The organism is Pseudomonas juntendi (assembly GCF_009932375.1).
Lineage (GTDB): Bacteria > Pseudomonadota > Gammaproteobacteria > Pseudomonadales > Pseudomonadaceae > Aquipseudomonas > Aquipseudomonas juntendi.
This window is the reverse complement of the sequence record NZ_BLJG01000038.1, coordinates 16,666-33,934: the sequence shown is the minus strand read 5'-3', so window position 1 is coordinate 33,934 and position 17,269 is coordinate 16,666. Positions and strand designations below refer to the sequence as shown.

Genomic DNA, 17,269 nt, shown 5'->3' with positions numbered 1-17,269 from the left:
GCGAACACCCACCAGGCCACGATTTTCCCGGCACATCAGCTGCCCACTCATCGGCACGCGACCAAAGTTTTGCACGGGACAAATTGACACACCCACGACAGCGCTTTTAACCTAGCGACCAGCCATTGTAAATTGGTCTTACCAATTATCCAATGCCAGCGCCTGACCAACAACAATTAGGGGCCACCCCATATGCAAACCTGGCAACAACTCTATAGCCCGCTTGGTAGTCTTGGCCTGTCCGCACTGGCGGCGGTCATTCCCATCGTGTTCTTCTTCCTTGCCCTCGCCGTGTTCCGCCTGAAGGGCCACGTGGCGGGTAGCATTACCCTGGCCTTGTCGGTACTGGTGGCCATATTCGCCTTCCAGATGCCGGTCGACATGGCGCTGGCTGCCGCAGGTTACGGCTTCCTTTACGGCCTTTGGCCAATTGCCTGGATCATCGTTGCCGCGGTGTTCCTGTACAAACTCACGGTCAAGAGCGGCCAGTTCGAAGTGATCCGCAGCTCGGTGCTGTCGATCACCGACGACCAGCGCCTGCAGGTACTGCTGATCGGCTTCTGCTTCGGCGCGTTTCTGGAAGGTGCAGCAGGCTTCGGCGCGCCGGTGGCCATCACCGCCGCACTGCTGGTCGGCCTGGGCTTCAACCCACTGTACGCCGCCGGCCTGTGCCTGATCGCCAACACCGCACCGGTCGCCTTCGGCGCCCTGGGCATCCCGATCATCGTGGCCGGCCAGGTGACCGGTATCGACGCCTTCCACATCGGCGCCATGACCGGCCGCCAGCTGCCGCTGCTGTCGCTGTTCGTGCCGTTCTGGCTGGTGTTCATGATGGACGGCCTGCGCGGTGTGAAAGAAACCTGGCCTGCGGCCCTGGTCGCCGGCCTGAGCTTTGCCGTGACCCAGTACTTCACCTCGAACTTCATTGGCCCCGAGCTGCCAGACATCACCTCGGCCCTGGCCAGCCTGATCTGCCTCACCCTGTTCCTGAAAGTGTGGCAACCCAAGCGCGCGTTCGGCGAAGCCAAGGCCAGCGTGGGTGCCGCCGTGGTGCAGCCAAGCGGCAGCCAGCCAAGCCCTTACAGCTTTGGCGAAATTTTCAAGGCCTGGTCGCCGTTCCTGATCCTGACCGTGCTGGTCACCATCTGGACCCTGAAACCGTTCAAGGCAGCCTTCGCTCCGGGCGGCGCGATGTACAACTTCGTGTTCAACTTCGCCATCCCGCACCTTGACCAACTGGTGATCAAGACCGCACCGATCGTGGCCGCGCCAACCGCCATGCCCGCAGTGTTCAAGCTGGACCCGATCTCCGCCACCGGCACCGCGATCTTCCTCTCGGCACTGATCTCCATGGCGGTGCTGAAAATCAATTTCAAAACTGGTCTTACCACTTTCAAAGAGACCTTTTGGGAGCTGCGCTGGCCCATCCTGTCGATCGGCATGGTGCTGGCCTTCGCCTTCGTCACCAACTACTCGGGCATGTCGTCGACCATGGCCCTGGTGCTGGCCGGCACTGGCGCGGCGTTCCCGTTCTTCTCGCCGTTCCTTGGCTGGCTGGGTGTGTTCCTGACCGGGTCGGACACCTCGTCCAACGCCCTGTTCAGCTCGCTGCAGGCCACCACTGCCCACCAGATCGGGGTCAACGACACCCTGCTGGTAGCGGCCAACACCAGCGGCGGCGTGACCGGCAAGATGATCTCGCCGCAATCGATCGCCGTGGCCTGCGCCGCCACCGGCCTGGTCGGCAAGGAATCCGACCTGTTCCGCTTCACCGTCAAGCACAGCCTGTTCTTTGCCACCATCGTCGGCCTGATCACCCTGATCCAGGCTTACTGGCTGACCGGCATGCTGGTTCATCACTAAAGTGAAAGGGGCCGGGCGCCATCGGGCGCCTGGCATACCCCCCAAGCAACGCTGCGAGAATCCATGATCATTTCTGCCTCTACCGACTATCGCGCCGCGGCCCAACGCAAGCTGCCTCCTTTCCTGTTCCACTATGCCGACGGCGGTGCCTACGCCGAGCACACGCTGCGCCACAACGTCGCCGACCTGGCAAGCATTGCCTTGCGCCAGCGCGTGCTGAAGAACATGTCCGAGCTCAGCCTGCAGACCACACTGTTCGGCGAAACCCTGAGCATGCCCGTGGCCCTGGCCCCGGTCGGCCTCACCGGCATGTACGCCCGCCGTGGCGAAGTACAGGCGGCGCGGGCGGCGGCGGCCCATGGCATACCGTTCACCATGTCTACGGTGTCGGTGTGCCCGATCGAAGAAGTGGCGCCAGCCATCGACCGCCCCATGTGGTTCCAGCTGTACGTGCTCAAGGACCGCGGCTTCATGCGCAACGCCCTGGAGCGGGCCAAGGCGGCCGGGGTCAAGACCCTGGTATTCACCGTGGACATGCCCGTGCCCGGCGCCCGCTACCGCGACGCCCACTCTGGCATGAGCGGCAAGCACGGGCCGCTGCGCCGCGTGCTGCAAGCCATGACCCACCCCGAGTGGGCCTGGGACGTGGGCGTGATGGGCCGCCCGCACGATTTGGGCAACATCTCCAAGTACCGGGGCAACCCGACCGGCCTGGCCGACTATATCGGCTGGCTGGGCAACAACTTCGACCCGTCCATTTCCTGGAAGGACCTGGAGTGGATCCGCGAGTTCTGGGATGGCCCGATGATCATCAAAGGCATCCTGGATGCCGATGACGCCCGCGATGCGGTCAAATTCGGTGCCGACGGCATCGTCGTGTCCAACCACGGTGGCCGCCAGCTCGATGGCGTGCTGTCCAGCGCCCGCGCCCTGCCGGCCATTGCCGATGCGGTGAAAGGTGACTTGAAGATTCTCGCCGACTCCGGCATTCGCAGCGGCCTGGATGTGGTACGCATGATCGCCCTGGGTGCCGACACCGTGCTGATTGGCCGCGCCTTCCTCTATGCGCTGGCCGTGCATGGCCAGGCCGGGGTGAAAAACCTGCTGGAGCTGTTCGAGAAGGAAATGCGCGTAGCCATGGTGCTGACCGGCGCCAAGACCATCAGCGAAATCACCCGCGACTCCCTGGTACGCGAACTGGGCGCCTGAGCGCCTGCACCAACGACCGCCTGATAGACCCGGGGCATGTGGCACGCAGAGGCCACAGCCCCACGAGGAGACTGCATGAGCCTGCCCGCCGCGTTTCTGCGTGATGCCGAGCGCCTGATCCCCGCCGCACGCCGCTTCGACGACCCCACCTCGACCCTGGCCTTCGGCACCGACGCCAGCTTCTACCGGCTGATCCCCAAGCTGGTGGTGCGTGTCGAGTCCGAAGACGAAGTGGTCGGCCTGATCAAGCTGGCCCAACGCGACCGGGTGCCGGTCACCTTCCGCGCCGCCGGCACCAGCCTGTCTGGCCAGGCCATCAGTGACTCGGTGCTGATCGTGCTGGGCGATAACTGGAACGACCGCGAGATCCGTGGCCAAGGCGAACAGATCCGCCTGCAGCCCGGGGTGATCGGCGCCCAGGCCAACGCTTGGCTGGCCCCGTTCGGGCGCAAGATCGGCCCCGACCCGGCCTCGATCAACGCCTGCAAGATCGGCGGTATCGTCGCCAACAACGCCAGCGGCATGTGCTGCGGCACCGCCCAGAACACCTACCACACCCTGGCCGGCATGCGCCTGGTACTGGCAGACGGCACCCGCCTGGACAGCGAAGACCCGGCCAGCGTGGCGGCCTTTGAAGCCAGCCATGCCGAGCTGCTGCAAGCGCTGGCCCGCCTGGGCCGCGAAACCCGCGCCAACACGGCATTGGCCGAGCGTATCCGACACAAGTACCGGCTGAAGAACACCACCGGCCTGTCGCTGAACGCGCTGGTGGACTACGACCAGCCGTTGGATATTCTGCAGCACTTGCTGGTCGGCTCCGAGGGCACCCTGGGCTTCATCAGCGCTGTTACCTACAACACCGTGCCCGACCACCCGCACAAGGCCAGCGCCCTGCTGGTGTTCCCCAGCGTGGAAAGCTGCTGCCGCGCGGTGCCGGTACTCAAGCGCCAGCCGGTGTCGGCCGTGGAACTGCTCGACCGCCGCAGCCTGCGCTCGGTGCAGGACATGGCCGGCATGCCGCTGTGGGTAAAAGGCCTGTCGGCCAACGCCTGCGCCCTGCTGATCGAGTCACGCGCGGCCAGCCAGAGCCTGCTGCACGAGCAACTGCAGCAGGTAATGGCCTCGATCGCCGACTTCCCGCTGGAGCAGCGCGTGGACTTCAGCGAAGACCCGGCGGTGTACAACCAGCTGTGGAAAATCCGCAAAGACACCTTCCCCGCCGTCGGCGCCGTGCGCCAGACCGGCACCACCGTCATCATCGAAGACGTGACCTTCCCGGTCGAGCAACTGGCCGAGGGCGTGAACCGCCTGATCCAGCTGTTCGACAAGCACCGTTATGACGAAGCGATCATTTTCGGCCACGCCCTGGAAGGCAACCTGCACTTCGTTTTCACCCAAGGGTTCAACAGCGCCGAAGAGGTTGCCCGTTACCAGGCATTCATGGACGACGTGGCGCAGCTGGTGGCCGTGGAGTTTGGCGGTTCGCTGAAGGCCGAGCACGGCACCGGGCGCAACATGGCACCGTTCGTGGCGCTGGAGTGGGGCCACGACGCCTACCAACTGATGTGGCAGCTCAAGCGCCTGCTCGACCCCAACGGCATCCTCAACCCCGATGTGGTGCTGAGTGACGACCCGGCCATCCACCTGAAAAACCTCAAGCCACTGCCCGCCGCCGACGAAATCGTCGACAAGTGCATCGAGTGCGGCTTCTGCGAACCCGTGTGCCCGTCCAAGGGCCTGACCCTCAGCCCACGCCAGCGCATCGTGATGTGGCGGGACATCCAGGCCAAGCAGCGCGCCGGCGTCGACACCCGCGAGCTGATGCGCACCTACCAGTACCAAGGCATCGACACCTGCGCTGCCACCGGCCTGTGCGCCCAGCGCTGCCCGGTGGGCATCAATACCGGCGAGCTGGTGAAAAAACTGCGCAGCCAGGCTGCCGACCACGGCAACACCGCCAACTGGCTGGCCGAGCACTTCCCCACCGCACTGGGCGGCGCCCGCCTGACCCTGACCGCAGCCAACAGCGCGCGCAAGCTGCTCGGCGCCCCACGCCTGGGCCGCCTGAGCGCCACCCTGCGCAAAGCCAGCAACGGCCGCCTGCCGCAGTGGACGCCCGCTATGCCCCAACCGCTGCGCCCGGTCGCCTTCGGCCAGGCCAGCAACGACGCCCGCCCACGGGTGGTGTACCTGGCGGCTTGCGTGTCCAGGGTAATGGGCCCGGCCTATGCCGACCGCGAGCAAAGCTCGCTGCTGGACAAGACCCGCGCCCTGCTGGAAAAGGCCGGCTACCAGGTCGTGTTCCCCGACAACGCCGACAGCCTGTGCTGCGGCCAGCCGTTCGCGTCCAAGGGTTACCCCGAGCAGGCCGAACACAAGCGCCAAGAGCTGATCAACGCCCTGCTGCACGCCAGCCGCGGCGGCCTTGACCCGATCTACTGCGACACCAGCCCCTGCACCCTGCGCCTGGTACAAGACCTGGGCGACACCCGGCTGGACCTGTACGACCCCGTGCGCTTCATACGCACGCACCTGCTCGAACGCCTGGAGTTCACCCCCCAGGATGAGCCGGTGGCCGTGCACGTGACCTGCAGCACCCAGCACCTGGGCGAAAGCCAGGCCCTGATCGACCTGGCCCGGCGCTGCAGCAAGCAGGTAGTCATCCCGGAAGGCATTCATTGTTGCGGGTTCGCTGGCGACAAGGGCTTCACCACCCCCGAGCTCAACGCCCACTCGCTGCGCAGCCTGAAGGATGCGGTGCAGTACTGCAGCGAAGGCATTTCCACCAGCCGCACCTGCGAGATCGGCTTGAGCAGCCACAGCGGCATCGACTACCACGGCCTGGTCTACCTGGTGGACCGCGTCACCCGCCCCCGCAGCCTCTGAAGCCTGCGCGATCCATTGTGGGAGATAACGCAGCCCAACGGGCTGCGCTGTCGCGAAGAGAACTCAATCCGTAAGCGCGACGCGCCCTGTGTGGGAGCGGGCGTGCCCGCGAAAACCCCAGCGCGGTAGCTGGCACCTGCTACGCCGGTGTTCGCGGGCAAGCCCCCCTCTCGCAAACAACCCCGCCCCCGGAGCACGAACAAGATTGAACCCTTGCAAAACTGCCAAGGTCCATCCTTTAGGCCCACCTTCCCGAGGCCCCAGAGGAGACTCCCATGAAAGGTACCGCGCTTTCGGCCCTGTTCGCGGCCGCTACCCTGCTGGCTTCGCCGGTGTTCGCTGCTGACGACCTGTGCGCCATCAACCTGCAAAAAATCGACGACAGCATGGCCACCGCCGGCGCCACCTCCGAAGGCCTGGACAAAGCCGTGACCGAGCACGTCGACAAAGCCAAGGCTGCCCAGGCCTCGGGTGACACCAAGGAATGCATCGCCATCACCAGCAAAGTGCTGGAGCGCCTGGAAAAAACCGAGAAAGGCAGCGGTTCGGGCAGCGGCGGCGCCTAAGCCCTGGGCGGGCGACAGGACCAGCTGTCGACGTCGCCCGCACAATGGCGTATACTCCTGCTCACGTGCCGTAAGGTGCGTTAGCCAAGAGCTAGTGTAGGGGCCGATTAGGATTCGACGCCGGTAGCGAAACTCTAGGTGCATGCCGAGTTGGTAACAGAACTCGTAAATCCACTGTTGCAACTTCTATAGTTGCCAATGACGAAACCTTCGGCGCGGAGTACAAGCTGGCTGCGTAAGCAGTCCTCTTGATCCGTTGCTTCTGGTAGCTTCGGCTCCAGCAATCACTAGGGGATGCCTGTAAACCCGAACTGATTGTCATACAGAACAGGATCGTCGCGTAGCACGTTGTGGGCGAAGTGACTAAAACTTACACAACTCATCCAAAGCACCCTGCCCGTCGGGCGGCTGCGGATTAAATCAGTAGACACGGCTAAGCATGTAGTACCGACAGCGGAGTACTGGCGGACGGGGGTTCAAATCCCCCCGGCTCCACCAATTTTCTTGTAAGTCGTTCATTTTTAAGGCTTTTTTCCAAGGCGGTATTCCAAGATTTCATCTTGGGGCGGCAAAAGGCGGTAGGAATGGGCGGCATGCCACCCTTGACGCACTCACCAGGAGTGCGCCATGCCTCGCTACATCGAACGAAGCCGTCACGGCCTCTATTACCTTCGATTGCCCAAACACCTTGCCCACTTCAACCAGGGCAAGCGTGTATCCCTGCACACCCACAGCAAACGGCTTGCTATCCAGCGCGCCAGTCGGCATATAAGCAGTCTCAATCTGTACCTGAGCCTGAGCCCGACCATGACTGACTCCCTCCCCACCTCTCTCGCCGAGTACCAAGCACTCAAGGAAGAAATGGTGCGGGACTTTCAAGCTGAAAACCGCGAGCTTGACCAGGTGTTGCAGAAAGCTGCGCGGCTTCCGGACAGCTCGAATGCGGTTAAGCTTGCCCTTGAACGGCGCCTGCGCAATGTCCTGGTCGAAGAAGCCATGCGCTACATCACGCTGCAACTCGAAGGCACTGCGCTCCCCCTAAGTGGCAGCGCCCAGGATCAGTACTCAATCCTGAACGACTTGCTGACCTTTGCGGAAAACACGGCACTGGAGATCAATGGCGCCCGGCAAGCGGACGGCACCATTAGCCGATCGTCATTGGAGATTGCCGAGGGAGTCTTCCGAGACGCGATCTACAGCAAACATGAAGAAATGTCCGAAAGCCTACGAGGCACCACCAAGGCACCTGAGCAGGACGAGCGAGCGCCGTCACCATCAGCTTCCGACCCTACTCCCCCCACTCCGACATTGACCCTGCTGGCGCTGCATGACCTCCAGCAAGTGGATGCCGAGGAGCTGGAGGGGCCTCTGACCAAAAGCACGCATTCAGAATATAAGCGCCACTCCCGTGTGCTGACCGTACTGAGCGAACGCAAACCCATCCAAGAATTCACCAAGGACGATTTCGAGCAGCTCCACAGAACCGTGTTAAAAATCAAGCTGGGCGCAGTACGGGGTTTGAACTGCGATAAGGCGAAACGTGGGGATCTGATACCTACGGATGCGGACTACACTGCCATCAGTGTCGAGACGGCCAGTGCCTACTCAATCCGTCTCCATTCCTTGCATCTGTTCGCGTACAGACAAGGGTACACGGCGGTACACCCAGACAAAATCAAAAAGCCTCGTTTCAGCAAGATTTCCAACAAGCAAAAGAAAGCTACCCCACTGGACCAGACCAAGGCCAAGTCCTATCGCCTCGATGAACTTCAGGCCATTTTCGATGGCTATCTGTATCACCCAAGCAAACTGAGCCCGCGCAAGGAGATCCATCCCTACCAGTTTTGGCTACCACTGATCGGGATCTACAGCGGCATGCGGATTGATGAAGTTTGCGGCCTGTCCACGCGAGCCGTGGAGCGCAGCACCTCGGGAATCTGGCACTTCAAGATCGAGGAGGAAGCAGCGCTCAATCGGAAGCTAAAAAACAAAGCGTCGAAACGGCGGGTGCCCGTACACCGGCACCTGATCGAACTTGGCTTCATCGACTATGTAGAAGAGCGTAGGAAGAAAAAAGCCAAGATGCTGTTCGATGGCCTGCACTACAACAAGAATGGCTGGGGCAACACCGCCACGCGCTTCTTTACTCGGTTGCCGTCTCCTACGTCTCCTGGCACGGGCTACCTGTACGACGTGGGTATCCACCGAGAAAAGCATGATGGACGGGACTATCACGCCTTCCGGCATACGTTCATCGACCGAATGAGAGCTTGCGGGGTGGACAGTGGCTATGACATCGAAGCCATCACCGGGCACGAAAAGGAAAATGTCAGCGAAGCTGACCGCTACGGCGATGGTCCTGAACTCAAGGAGAAAGCGGAAAAGGTCAACCGCGTTTTCTATGAGCTGGACCTGGCGCACATCGACTACAAGGTATTTAAAGCGTCTAACCATGCCGCATTAGCTCGCTCAGAACGAGCATTCGCTAAAGAACACAGCAAGCAGCAGACTCAGACTGCATAGCTAGAACGCTTTTGGCGAATGACGAACCTAAATAGGTGCTTATATAGCACCTATTTTTATTTTGTCAGGTCAAGTAAAAATCGCCACAAATTGCGTTACAATAATAATAACAAAAATAAACGCCATGAATAAAAACACTCTAACTACTTACCACAAAACTCTCAGTCCAGAGTTCAAACACTTCCTGAAAGCTCTTTCATACTTTGATGATAACGAGCTTGAACTGCTTTCTGCGGGAAAAATCCCACCACCCGTGGTTCTCAATCGCGCTGTGTACTTGAAACACGCAACACCAGAACAAATTTCTGGGATAGCAAAGGATCTGACCCACATCCACTCGTTATCATTGAGGCGGCTTAACGTACTCGAAATGATGGAGTATATCAACACTGAAGAACTCGGTGCATATCAACGTGAGGTCATCGAGAGTATGGCCATTCTTGAAGAGAGCGAGAAGTGGATACCCATCAGTTTCGAGCTACCTATAGAGCAATCTTTGGCAAGGGCATGCGATTACCGCTCGATTAAAAAGCAACTGGTTAAGATTGCTAATGAGGAGCGAATCAATACTGAAGCCAATAGGCGTAAGGTAGGCGGAAAGACTGATCAGCCCTACTGCTCAGATCAAACGCTTACGTTTAGAAAAACTCAGGAAGCAATCAGCCTGAAAACGCTAGAAGGCGTCTATGTTTCCAGGGTCGGTTCAGGCCAAATCATCACCCTCGCGGATATCGCTAAAGATCAAGAGCAACGACGGTTCAATCAATTGTTCCATATCTCAAAGAACCTGCAATCGGTTGCTGATGATGCAGGTTTTGAAGGGTATTTTGTGACGTTTACAGCGCCCGGAAATTATCACCCGAACCCGGCTCTAGGCAAGCGCAGCTACGATCAAGAGCGGTTGCGGAGTGGGCACGAGTACATTCAAGACCGCTGGAAAAGAATCAGAGCGCGTCTTGCCAAACTAAAATGCCCGTTATCTGTTGACACTTTTTTCGGCATGCGCTTTGTAGAAGCGCATAAAGACGGCTGCGCCCATTGGCATTTATTATTCTTCACCACGCCTGAACGCTTTGCTCAATTTCAGAGTTTGGCAAATGAATACTTTCCTGCGCGAAGACAGTGGGACTACGAGAAAGTGGATCGGGCACGCGGCGAAGCAAGTAGCTATCTTTTCAAATACGTCGCCAAAACAGTTAACAGCTCAAAATTTGAGGATGCCCGATTAGCACCTAATGAAGAAGACGAAAAACGACTAGATAATGATCAGTCAACTTTAAAACATATTGATCGAGTCACCGCAGCTCTACGGGCGCAGCGAATTAGGCAATTTCAATGTTTCGGCATCAGCAATACCCTAACCAAATATCGCATCATTAACAAAATCGAAGAAAATGTTGACGAGTTCGCTAGTGATTCAGTACGCCAGTCGCTTTTAGCATGCAGAATGTACAATAACGGCAAAAAGGATAAGAACGACAGAAATCTGATAGGGTTCAAAAACCTCATCACCAAATTTTCTGATTCATTTGAGCTGATCAAAGAGCCATACTTAAACCGTTTTGGCGAACCGTCGTCACGAATAACCGGCATCCTATTCAATTGTGGATTCGCTTACTATCTTCCGGAATACGAAATCAGCCGAAACCTTGAGGATTTGCTGGAAGAGGTTCAGTACTGGGCAACTGATGAAGAGCTTGACAAGGTTGAACGCGATACGTTTATCACAAATAAGGTGTCAGACTTCGATACCTCATGGGATGAAATTTTTAAAGAGCCAGTTACAGTTATTTATAGTGATCCAAGACCGACCGCGTCGGAACTGATAGACCTCATCAAACATCAGCAGCCAAAGCGATTCTTTGTCAAATACACTGACATTCAGACAAAAACCGAAGCGGGGCCATCCCTAAGTGCGAATGAGATCATCGAATTATTGACAACCTGACAAACACTGTCAGCTCCATTGACTTTCGACCGCCTGCTACGCTGGCGAATTCGCCCAGCGGAGCGGGCGGTTTAGACAGCGGCTCAAGATAGACGTGTCTAAGTTCATCAGAGAAACATGCACAAAAAGCGCAATCTTTGAAGATTTGCGCTTAACAGGCAAGGAAAATTAAGAAAGTGATTGGCTCACTCAAGCGATCGCTTAATGATCAGATTTACATCTCATTAATAGATTCACTATTGGTTTTCTAAGCTGCTTACTCAGCAGTAGGTTTAGATCAATTGATCTAGTGGCCAATCACTTTCTTAATATGCCTCGCTACTTTAGATGACTTCATATTAGCGAACCATTTTCATAACCACCAATTGTATATCTGGATCGAAAAACCTGAATTTGATAGTCAATACCTATGTCAATCACACAAACAATTGACCAGCCCTATTGACCCCTTGCCGGGGGTTCCCCCCTTTCCCCCGATCAGCAGGGCAAGACAAGGCAGCCAACAGCGGCTGCCCTGCCTTGACCTGCTCCGCTTCATTCAAGCCCGCTTGCTCCGGTATCGCCACACAGCCCGTGTAAGCTCACGATTAAGCCCCTCCAGACCTGACACCCAATCACCTGGCCACAGCCGTCCAGGACCTGCCGAGACGTGCGCTAGGAGACGGGTACAGAGTTCCTGAGCAACCACCACTTGCCGCCACCAATCCTCAATGGGCTTGAAGACAGCGTCCAAATCAACCGTACGTGCCTCACAGTAGCGATGGAGGCCTACGCCGCACATACCGAGCACGAACACATAAATCTCCTCCCTGGTCTTGAAGGCCTTCTGCCGTCGCTGTGCTAATGATAGTGGGCACGGAACGACGCTGACTGCGCTGCGTGGTTTGAGCGAAACAACATTCGAGCCCGGTTGGTCTACAAGACGCAATTCACGCAGTCTTCTGGCGTAAATCTCTTCTAACGCTCGAATCTGACATGAAAAGATCGCGACTTCTGTTTTAAGCCCGCCAGGCCATTGCTCAAACTTTACCGAATCCTGCATTAAGGTAGCGCAATATTTTTTTAGGCAGAGCAAATTCCCTGCCAGCAAGAACAACTCTTCCGCAACTGAATATATACAGACACGGTGGTCACCAGTTAGTTTTATGGCTATTCCCGGCACCTTATAACGCATACGCCCTCCACTTGACTGCGCCTACCATAACTGAGAGATTGCAAATCTAAAAATAAATAATAACTATAGACTCAAGAACAACCAATCGACAACTTCTATGTCAATAACACAAACTTTTACGCGAAATTAAAATAACAAAATACGTGATATAATAAACAAAATAACAATAATAAAGGACACTGCAATGGCTAAAGATCTAAAAGACCATACGACTCCCGACATGTTTGACGCTGTATATCCAATACAGAAACGTGGACGTAAACCTCTATTCGAGCAGCCCATGTCTGCCGCTCAAAGGGCGCGACGGTATCGTGCCAATAAAAAACTGCGTAACGAAACCAACTAAGAACAAGGCTACTCAGGGTGTGTACTTCGTACACCCTGATCCTTGCTAGGGTTTCACCCTAGAACCCTGCACACCGTGGGGTTCCCCCACACCCCAGACCATAAAAACAATAAGAATGGGTATTATATGAGCGAACAAGAAAACGCACCGAGTGCTAACAAACCACTGTCAACTACACGCATACACGTAAAGTTGAGGAAAGCACTTAAGTCCGAACTTGAGAAAAAAGCGGCTGACAATTTTATGTCGTTGTCACAATTGCTACTGCAATCTGCGAGGAATTCAACGATAACCGTTCGGCGTATAGATGCGCCGAAAAACTCGAAAGAGCTGCTGGCATTGACGGCTGCTTACAACAAATTCGGCGCACAGCTGAACATGATTGCGAAGCACTGCAACACATTCAAAGCCAACAGCGACAGCGTCAAAATTCTCACCGCCTTGATCGACATCGAGCGCTCTGTTGCCGAGCTGAAAGCCGAAACGCTGGGAGAAGACTGATGGCCATGCACGGCTTTAGTAGGCACTCAGGCAGCGGTGGAGGCGGCGGTAGCGGGCCTGTCGATTACTTCATTGACGACCAGTATCGTGACAAAGAAGAAGGCATATGGCTGCCTCGCGATCCGCTGCCGGAAGTCATCGAGGGTGATCCAGCGTTGATGGTACAGATGATCGATGCGCTCGACCACAAGCATAAATACACATCTGGCGTGCTGTCGTTCACCCATGCTGACACTGAAAAGCTCAAGCTATCTGGACTAAGTGAAGCGATTGCGGACATTAATGGTCGGCTTAAAGAAATGTTGTTTGCCGGGATTGCACCAGAACACCAGCATATCTTAATCGTGAAGCAGAGTCATTTGGATCGGCTTGAGCTGCATTACGTGCTGCCGAGGCACAACTATGAAGTGGATAGGGCATGGAATCCTGCGCCTCCCGGCGAAGGAAAATTTCGCCAAATGGACGCCCTGGTCGACCTCATCAATGTGAAGTACGGCCTGGACGATCCGCGAGACCCCTTGCGTGCTAGAGCGACGAAAGAACTTCATTGGGAAACATCTGATAAAAAAGCGACACGTGACACGCTTAATAACTTCTTTAAAGAAGCCGTTATAGAGGGTGCAATTGACAACCGGGACCAATTGATTCATTTAGCAAGAAGAGCGGGATTTGAAATAACTCGAATTGGCGATAACTACGTATCGATGAAGCCGCCGGGGGAGGATAAATCTATAAGACTGAAGGGAGAAATTTATGACAGACAATTCACTAATTCAGCTGAGCTTACAGACACAAAAACAAAGAGTGCAGAACGAGCAGCTTATCTCGCAAAACCAGCAGTTGCTGAACGATATAAGCAAGCAGTACGAGAGCGTCAAAACTTTATCGAAAAGCGTTTCAAAAAAACACTTGGCGTTGTTAGATCTGGAAAAAGCTATTCGGAAACACAAAAATTCAACAGCACAAAACGCGGCGATATCATCACAATCCATGAAAATCGCTCTAGCAATTTCGCTAATAAGCTTAGCAACCCACCTACTACTAATAACAATGAGGTAATTAAAAGTGACGGTTTTGGAAAAGAAGCTAATTCAGTTATTGCACGAGCAGAGCGAGTTATCTACAACACTCAACAATCAGCTACTACAGCAAGTCGAGTCCTTGAAGCTGGAACTAAAATTGCTCAATCAGCACATACAAGAGTTACAAGCCCAACTGTGAAGTCTCCTTATGGAACTCCACGTAGTGCTCCCCTAGCGAGCGTCGGCACGGCTGGGCTCGCCATCAGTGATGTCGCAGGGGGTATTGCAGGTGCGGATACAGGGGACGCTGAGAGCGATCGAATCTTGACGGCTAAACGTCACGAAGCTGTCGAATCAGCACAACGATCTGCCACGAGAGCGAAGCAAGACGCTTTACGGAATCAACGGAAAGCTAATGACGATCTGAGCATATGAATCATGACCAAAATTATAAACTGGAGAGAAACTAATGCAACAACGCACAGCACTTGAACAAGATGTAATAGATTTGGCTCGCGAGTCTTATGAAATACTAGAAAAACAGTTAGAACTACAAGCTAAGCTGATGGAAATGTTTAAAGCCTTAACAGAAAACATACTCACCGAGCACGAACTTCCGGAATTGACCCTTACAGAAATAGGCGTAAATAGTAAGTGTGTGACAAGCGGAAGAACGATTCACAAAAACACAACTACTACGGATTCGTTCTCACCTTAGCTAGACGAACAAAATGCCTCGACTAACGAGGCATGAATTTCACTTACAGAGCCCGGCATTCATTTCATCGAATCCCGAAGTGCTATAAACATAGCCTACCGACGAATTACGACCAACAATTCCCTGGGTAGTAACAACAAGTTTTTCGGATCGCTGAAGTTCATTTGCCAACCGACTGCCGGCAGGGGCTTTTAGCTCCGCATGCTGCCAGTCGAGAGGCCAGGTCTCGGAGAACGGTGGTCTGTTATCAATTTTGAACGTTATATCAAATGTTTTGTTAGCACCATTTGATAGGCCAAGCATGTAAGGCAAAGCATCGATTCTCATAGAGCGCTTACCGACGAAGCAATCTATTGTGAGCTTGAGCTTACCTTGGTGCGGTACACCAAGCGTACCGATCGCAGGTGTTGTGCCTGAGACGAAGCGGCCCTTCGTCCCTGTACTTGACTGACTGGCGATCTCAGGCTTCAACCGCAACCAGTTCCCGTGAATAGTCGCCCCCATGCTTCGGACATTAACGCGACAGCTTTCAGCAGCACCTTTTGCAAGTACGTCGCAAAAGTCCGCACTAGCCATTGCAGGTATCATCCCCAACGCAATGACTGATATTTTGAGACAACTCAAACTTTGCTTACCCATAGCTCCCCACCATCAACTACTATAAGACTCGACCATAAGTGCTGAATACTTCATCGTATGGTAAAGATTGAGAAGAAATATACAAACAGGCGTTAATAAGATACCGAAAACCATAATGATGAGGCCGATACTTACCGGTAGGAGCACCCACAGACTGTAATATATGAAAGAGTTAAAGTGATCGTAAGTCGCCCCGGTAGAGAGATTTTTTAAAGCGTATGTCTCTAGCTGTCCTTTCCTCATACGCCCCACGACTACGATTTCATCGCCTTCTCGAATACTAACGCCGCCTTCGTATTTAAACATCGCGGGGGTAGTGCCCACTCTGAACGTAAACTGGTCGCTGCTCGTAATCGTACCGGAGACATTACCGGTAAATGCCCCAGTTTTCACATTGCCTGAGGTGTGCACACTACCGTGAAGGCTAGACACCTGACCAGCAATCCTGACTAGCCCCTTCTTAAGCTTTTCCATTTCTATTCACCGGTTAAATCTTAGTCTCGAACAAAACTTGATTGCGTGAGTCGATTAGCACAAGCTTCTGGGGTGCAATGAGTACCGTCCGTTCCTTCACGAGATTTCCACCGACGCGCTCACGTTCAACGGAGTTAACATATCCGAACACTTCGATTTTCAGATTGCCGCGTTCACCTTCAATTCTTCTCGCCAGATCTGAATCTTCAACTTTAAAACGCACATCAGACCCGCCTACAAATCCAACTCGTAGTTCGGTATTCGTGGTTCTGAAATAGCACCGTTCTTGATCCGCTCCTTTCATACTTTGAGCGAATCGCGCCTCTTCTTTCGTGTACTTCAGTTTATCTGAGAACAAGCAATGATCAATCTTGAAGCTTTTTTCATCGAAATTATATTTACCCAGTTCCAAGGAAACTGGATTAGTCGGCACACTAAGAAATTTAACCAGCCGATTGCCATTGATTTTTTCTGCTTCGACTTTGGTCTGCGCTGAAATTTTCTCGCTCAGATCGCGCTTTTTAAATTCATCTGTAGTGTCACCGTATTCCCGCCCCAATTGGAACACTTCAGCAGTCGTGGCGTCAGCTGGTACAGAGGTTCTGAGGAATTCTGCGATATCCTGGCCAGGCTCGTCCCACGTGCGATAGCTATTGTAAAGACGGAAAGCAGTGGCGGGGTACAGGATATCTAGATATGCCTCTGGCTGGCCTTCACCTGGGTTAGCAAATTTTGCTACTAATGTGTTGTTCAAGCTCTCGAACGTAGGTTCTTCGCTTTTAGTCGCGGTTACCTCACCCGTCTTTTCGGGCTCACTTGACAAATCTTTCTCATCTTTACAGCCAGCTAACAAAACCGCGCTAGTTATGGCAGAAGCGAGTGCAATCGAGCGGGCGAAATTTGGTTTAGGGCTAGTCATCTAGAACATCCTTTTAGTTGAGATTTAAAGCGACTTTTGCAGTGGTTCGACAAAGTGATCACTTTCAAGGATCGCGCTATCACCACGTACTGACCAAAATTTGGGCCTGCGGCACGCTCAAAGCCCACCCCAGAGCAGGGAGACGATCAAAATGGGTCGTAAATACCGTGGCCATAAAGCCATCATACCCGCCAGATTTACCCCATGGCAAGAATCTCAGCGGAGTCAGATAAACAGGGTGATCTCCTAAAGCTAGGAGCGTCGGTGCGTACCCTCAGAAAAGGGTTGGGCTTGTCTCAGGAGGCGCTGGCTGATGCCGCTGAAATTGACAGGTCACACATGGGCAAAATCGAACGCGGCGAACGGAATGTTACATTCTTAAATATCATAAGGATCGCGGCAGCGCTCAGCTGTAAGCCATCAGAGCTGATGCAACATGCGGGATTGTGAGAAAGCGCTTTTCGCATTAGCGCAAATTAGA

13 protein-coding genes and 1 other RNA gene are annotated in these 17,269 nt (G+C 54.8%); 11 read left to right on the top strand and 3 right to left on the bottom strand.

Annotated elements, in window-relative coordinates:
• Window positions 1–192: 192 nt before the first annotated feature.
• From GYA94_RS05480 to GYA94_RS05450, 7 genes are all read left to right on the top strand, one after another.
• Window positions 193–1,863, top strand: a complete 1,671-nt coding sequence (locus GYA94_RS05480) for a lactate permease LctP family transporter (RefSeq protein WP_009685324.1) — start codon at window positions 193–195, stop codon at window positions 1,861–1,863.
• Window positions 1,864–1,926: 63 nt separating this feature from the next.
• Window positions 1,927–3,072 carry an FMN-dependent L-lactate dehydrogenase LldD gene (lldD, locus tag GYA94_RS05475; RefSeq protein ID WP_009685323.1) on the top strand — a complete coding sequence of 382 codons (1,146 nt, stop codon included), beginning with the start codon at window positions 1,927–1,929 and terminating at the stop codon, window positions 3,070–3,072.
• Between the two features lie 75 nt (window positions 3,073–3,147).
• Window positions 3,148–5,958 carry an FAD-binding and (Fe-S)-binding domain-containing protein gene (locus GYA94_RS05470; RefSeq protein WP_161891938.1) on the top strand — a complete coding sequence of 937 codons (2,811 nt, stop codon included), beginning with the start codon at window positions 3,148–3,150 and terminating at the stop codon, window positions 5,956–5,958.
• Between the two features lie 275 nt (window positions 5,959–6,233).
• On the top strand, window positions 6,234–6,524 hold the full coding sequence (locus GYA94_RS05465) for a PA2433 domain-containing protein (protein ID WP_009685320.1): 291 nt from the start codon (window positions 6,234–6,236) through the stop codon (window positions 6,522–6,524).
• Between the two features lie 99 nt (window positions 6,525–6,623).
• Window positions 6,624–7,022: a transfer-messenger RNA gene (ssrA, locus tag GYA94_RS05460) on the top strand.
• 129 nt (window positions 7,023–7,151) lie between these two features.
• Entirely contained in the window at window positions 7,152–9,047 is a 1,896-nt protein-coding gene (locus GYA94_RS05455; protein ID WP_161891937.1) for a site-specific integrase, read from the top strand.
• A gap of 124 nt (window positions 9,048–9,171) precedes the next feature.
• A complete protein-coding gene (locus GYA94_RS05450) occupies window positions 9,172–10,995 on the top strand; it encodes a replication endonuclease (RefSeq protein WP_161891936.1) in 1,824 nt (607 codons plus the stop codon).
• A 538-nt stretch (window positions 10,996–11,533) separates the two neighbouring features.
• On the opposite strand, the gene GYA94_RS05445 is transcribed toward GYA94_RS05450, so the two are convergent.
• Window positions 11,534–12,169: a hypothetical protein gene (locus GYA94_RS05445; protein WP_161891935.1), complete on the bottom strand. Its 636-nt coding sequence runs from the start codon at window positions 12,167–12,169 to the stop codon at window positions 11,534–11,536.
• 472 nt (window positions 12,170–12,641) lie between these two features.
• Between GYA94_RS05445 and GYA94_RS05440 the strand changes: the two genes are divergently transcribed.
• Genes GYA94_RS05440 through GYA94_RS05430 form a run of 3 tightly spaced genes read left to right on the top strand, consistent with a single transcriptional unit; the run spans window position 12,642 to window position 14,756 of the window.
• Complete coding sequence (locus tag GYA94_RS05440; protein ID WP_161891934.1) at window positions 12,642–13,016, top strand: hypothetical protein; 375 nt, start codon at window positions 12,642–12,644, stop codon at window positions 13,014–13,016.
• Entirely contained in the window at window positions 13,016–14,473 is a 1,458-nt protein-coding gene (locus tag GYA94_RS05435; RefSeq protein ID WP_161891933.1) for a relaxase family protein, read from the top strand. The genes GYA94_RS05440 and GYA94_RS05435 overlap by 1 nt, the downstream gene beginning before the upstream one ends.
• A gap of 34 nt (window positions 14,474–14,507) precedes the next feature.
• On the top strand, window positions 14,508–14,756 hold the full coding sequence (locus tag GYA94_RS05430; RefSeq protein ID WP_161891932.1) for a hypothetical protein: 249 nt from the start codon (window positions 14,508–14,510) through the stop codon (window positions 14,754–14,756).
• A 39-nt stretch (window positions 14,757–14,795) separates the two neighbouring features.
• Here the strand turns inward: GYA94_RS05430 and GYA94_RS05425 are convergent, their stop codons facing one another.
• Together GYA94_RS05425 and GYA94_RS05420 are read right to left on the bottom strand one after the other, a co-directional pair.
• Complete coding sequence (locus tag GYA94_RS05425) at window positions 14,796–15,395, bottom strand: hypothetical protein (protein ID WP_161891931.1); 600 nt, start codon at window positions 15,393–15,395, stop codon at window positions 14,796–14,798.
• A gap of 487 nt (window positions 15,396–15,882) precedes the next feature.
• A complete protein-coding gene (locus GYA94_RS05420) occupies window positions 15,883–16,788 on the bottom strand; it encodes a hypothetical protein (protein WP_161891930.1) in 906 nt (301 codons plus the stop codon).
• Window positions 16,789–16,992: 204 nt separating this feature from the next.
• Here GYA94_RS05420 and GYA94_RS05415 point away from each other — a divergent pair, with 204 nt between their 5' ends.
• Window positions 16,993–17,238: a helix-turn-helix domain-containing protein gene (locus GYA94_RS05415; RefSeq protein ID WP_161891929.1), complete on the top strand. Its 246-nt coding sequence runs from the start codon at window positions 16,993–16,995 to the stop codon at window positions 17,236–17,238.
• Window positions 17,239–17,269: the final 31 nt, after the last annotated feature.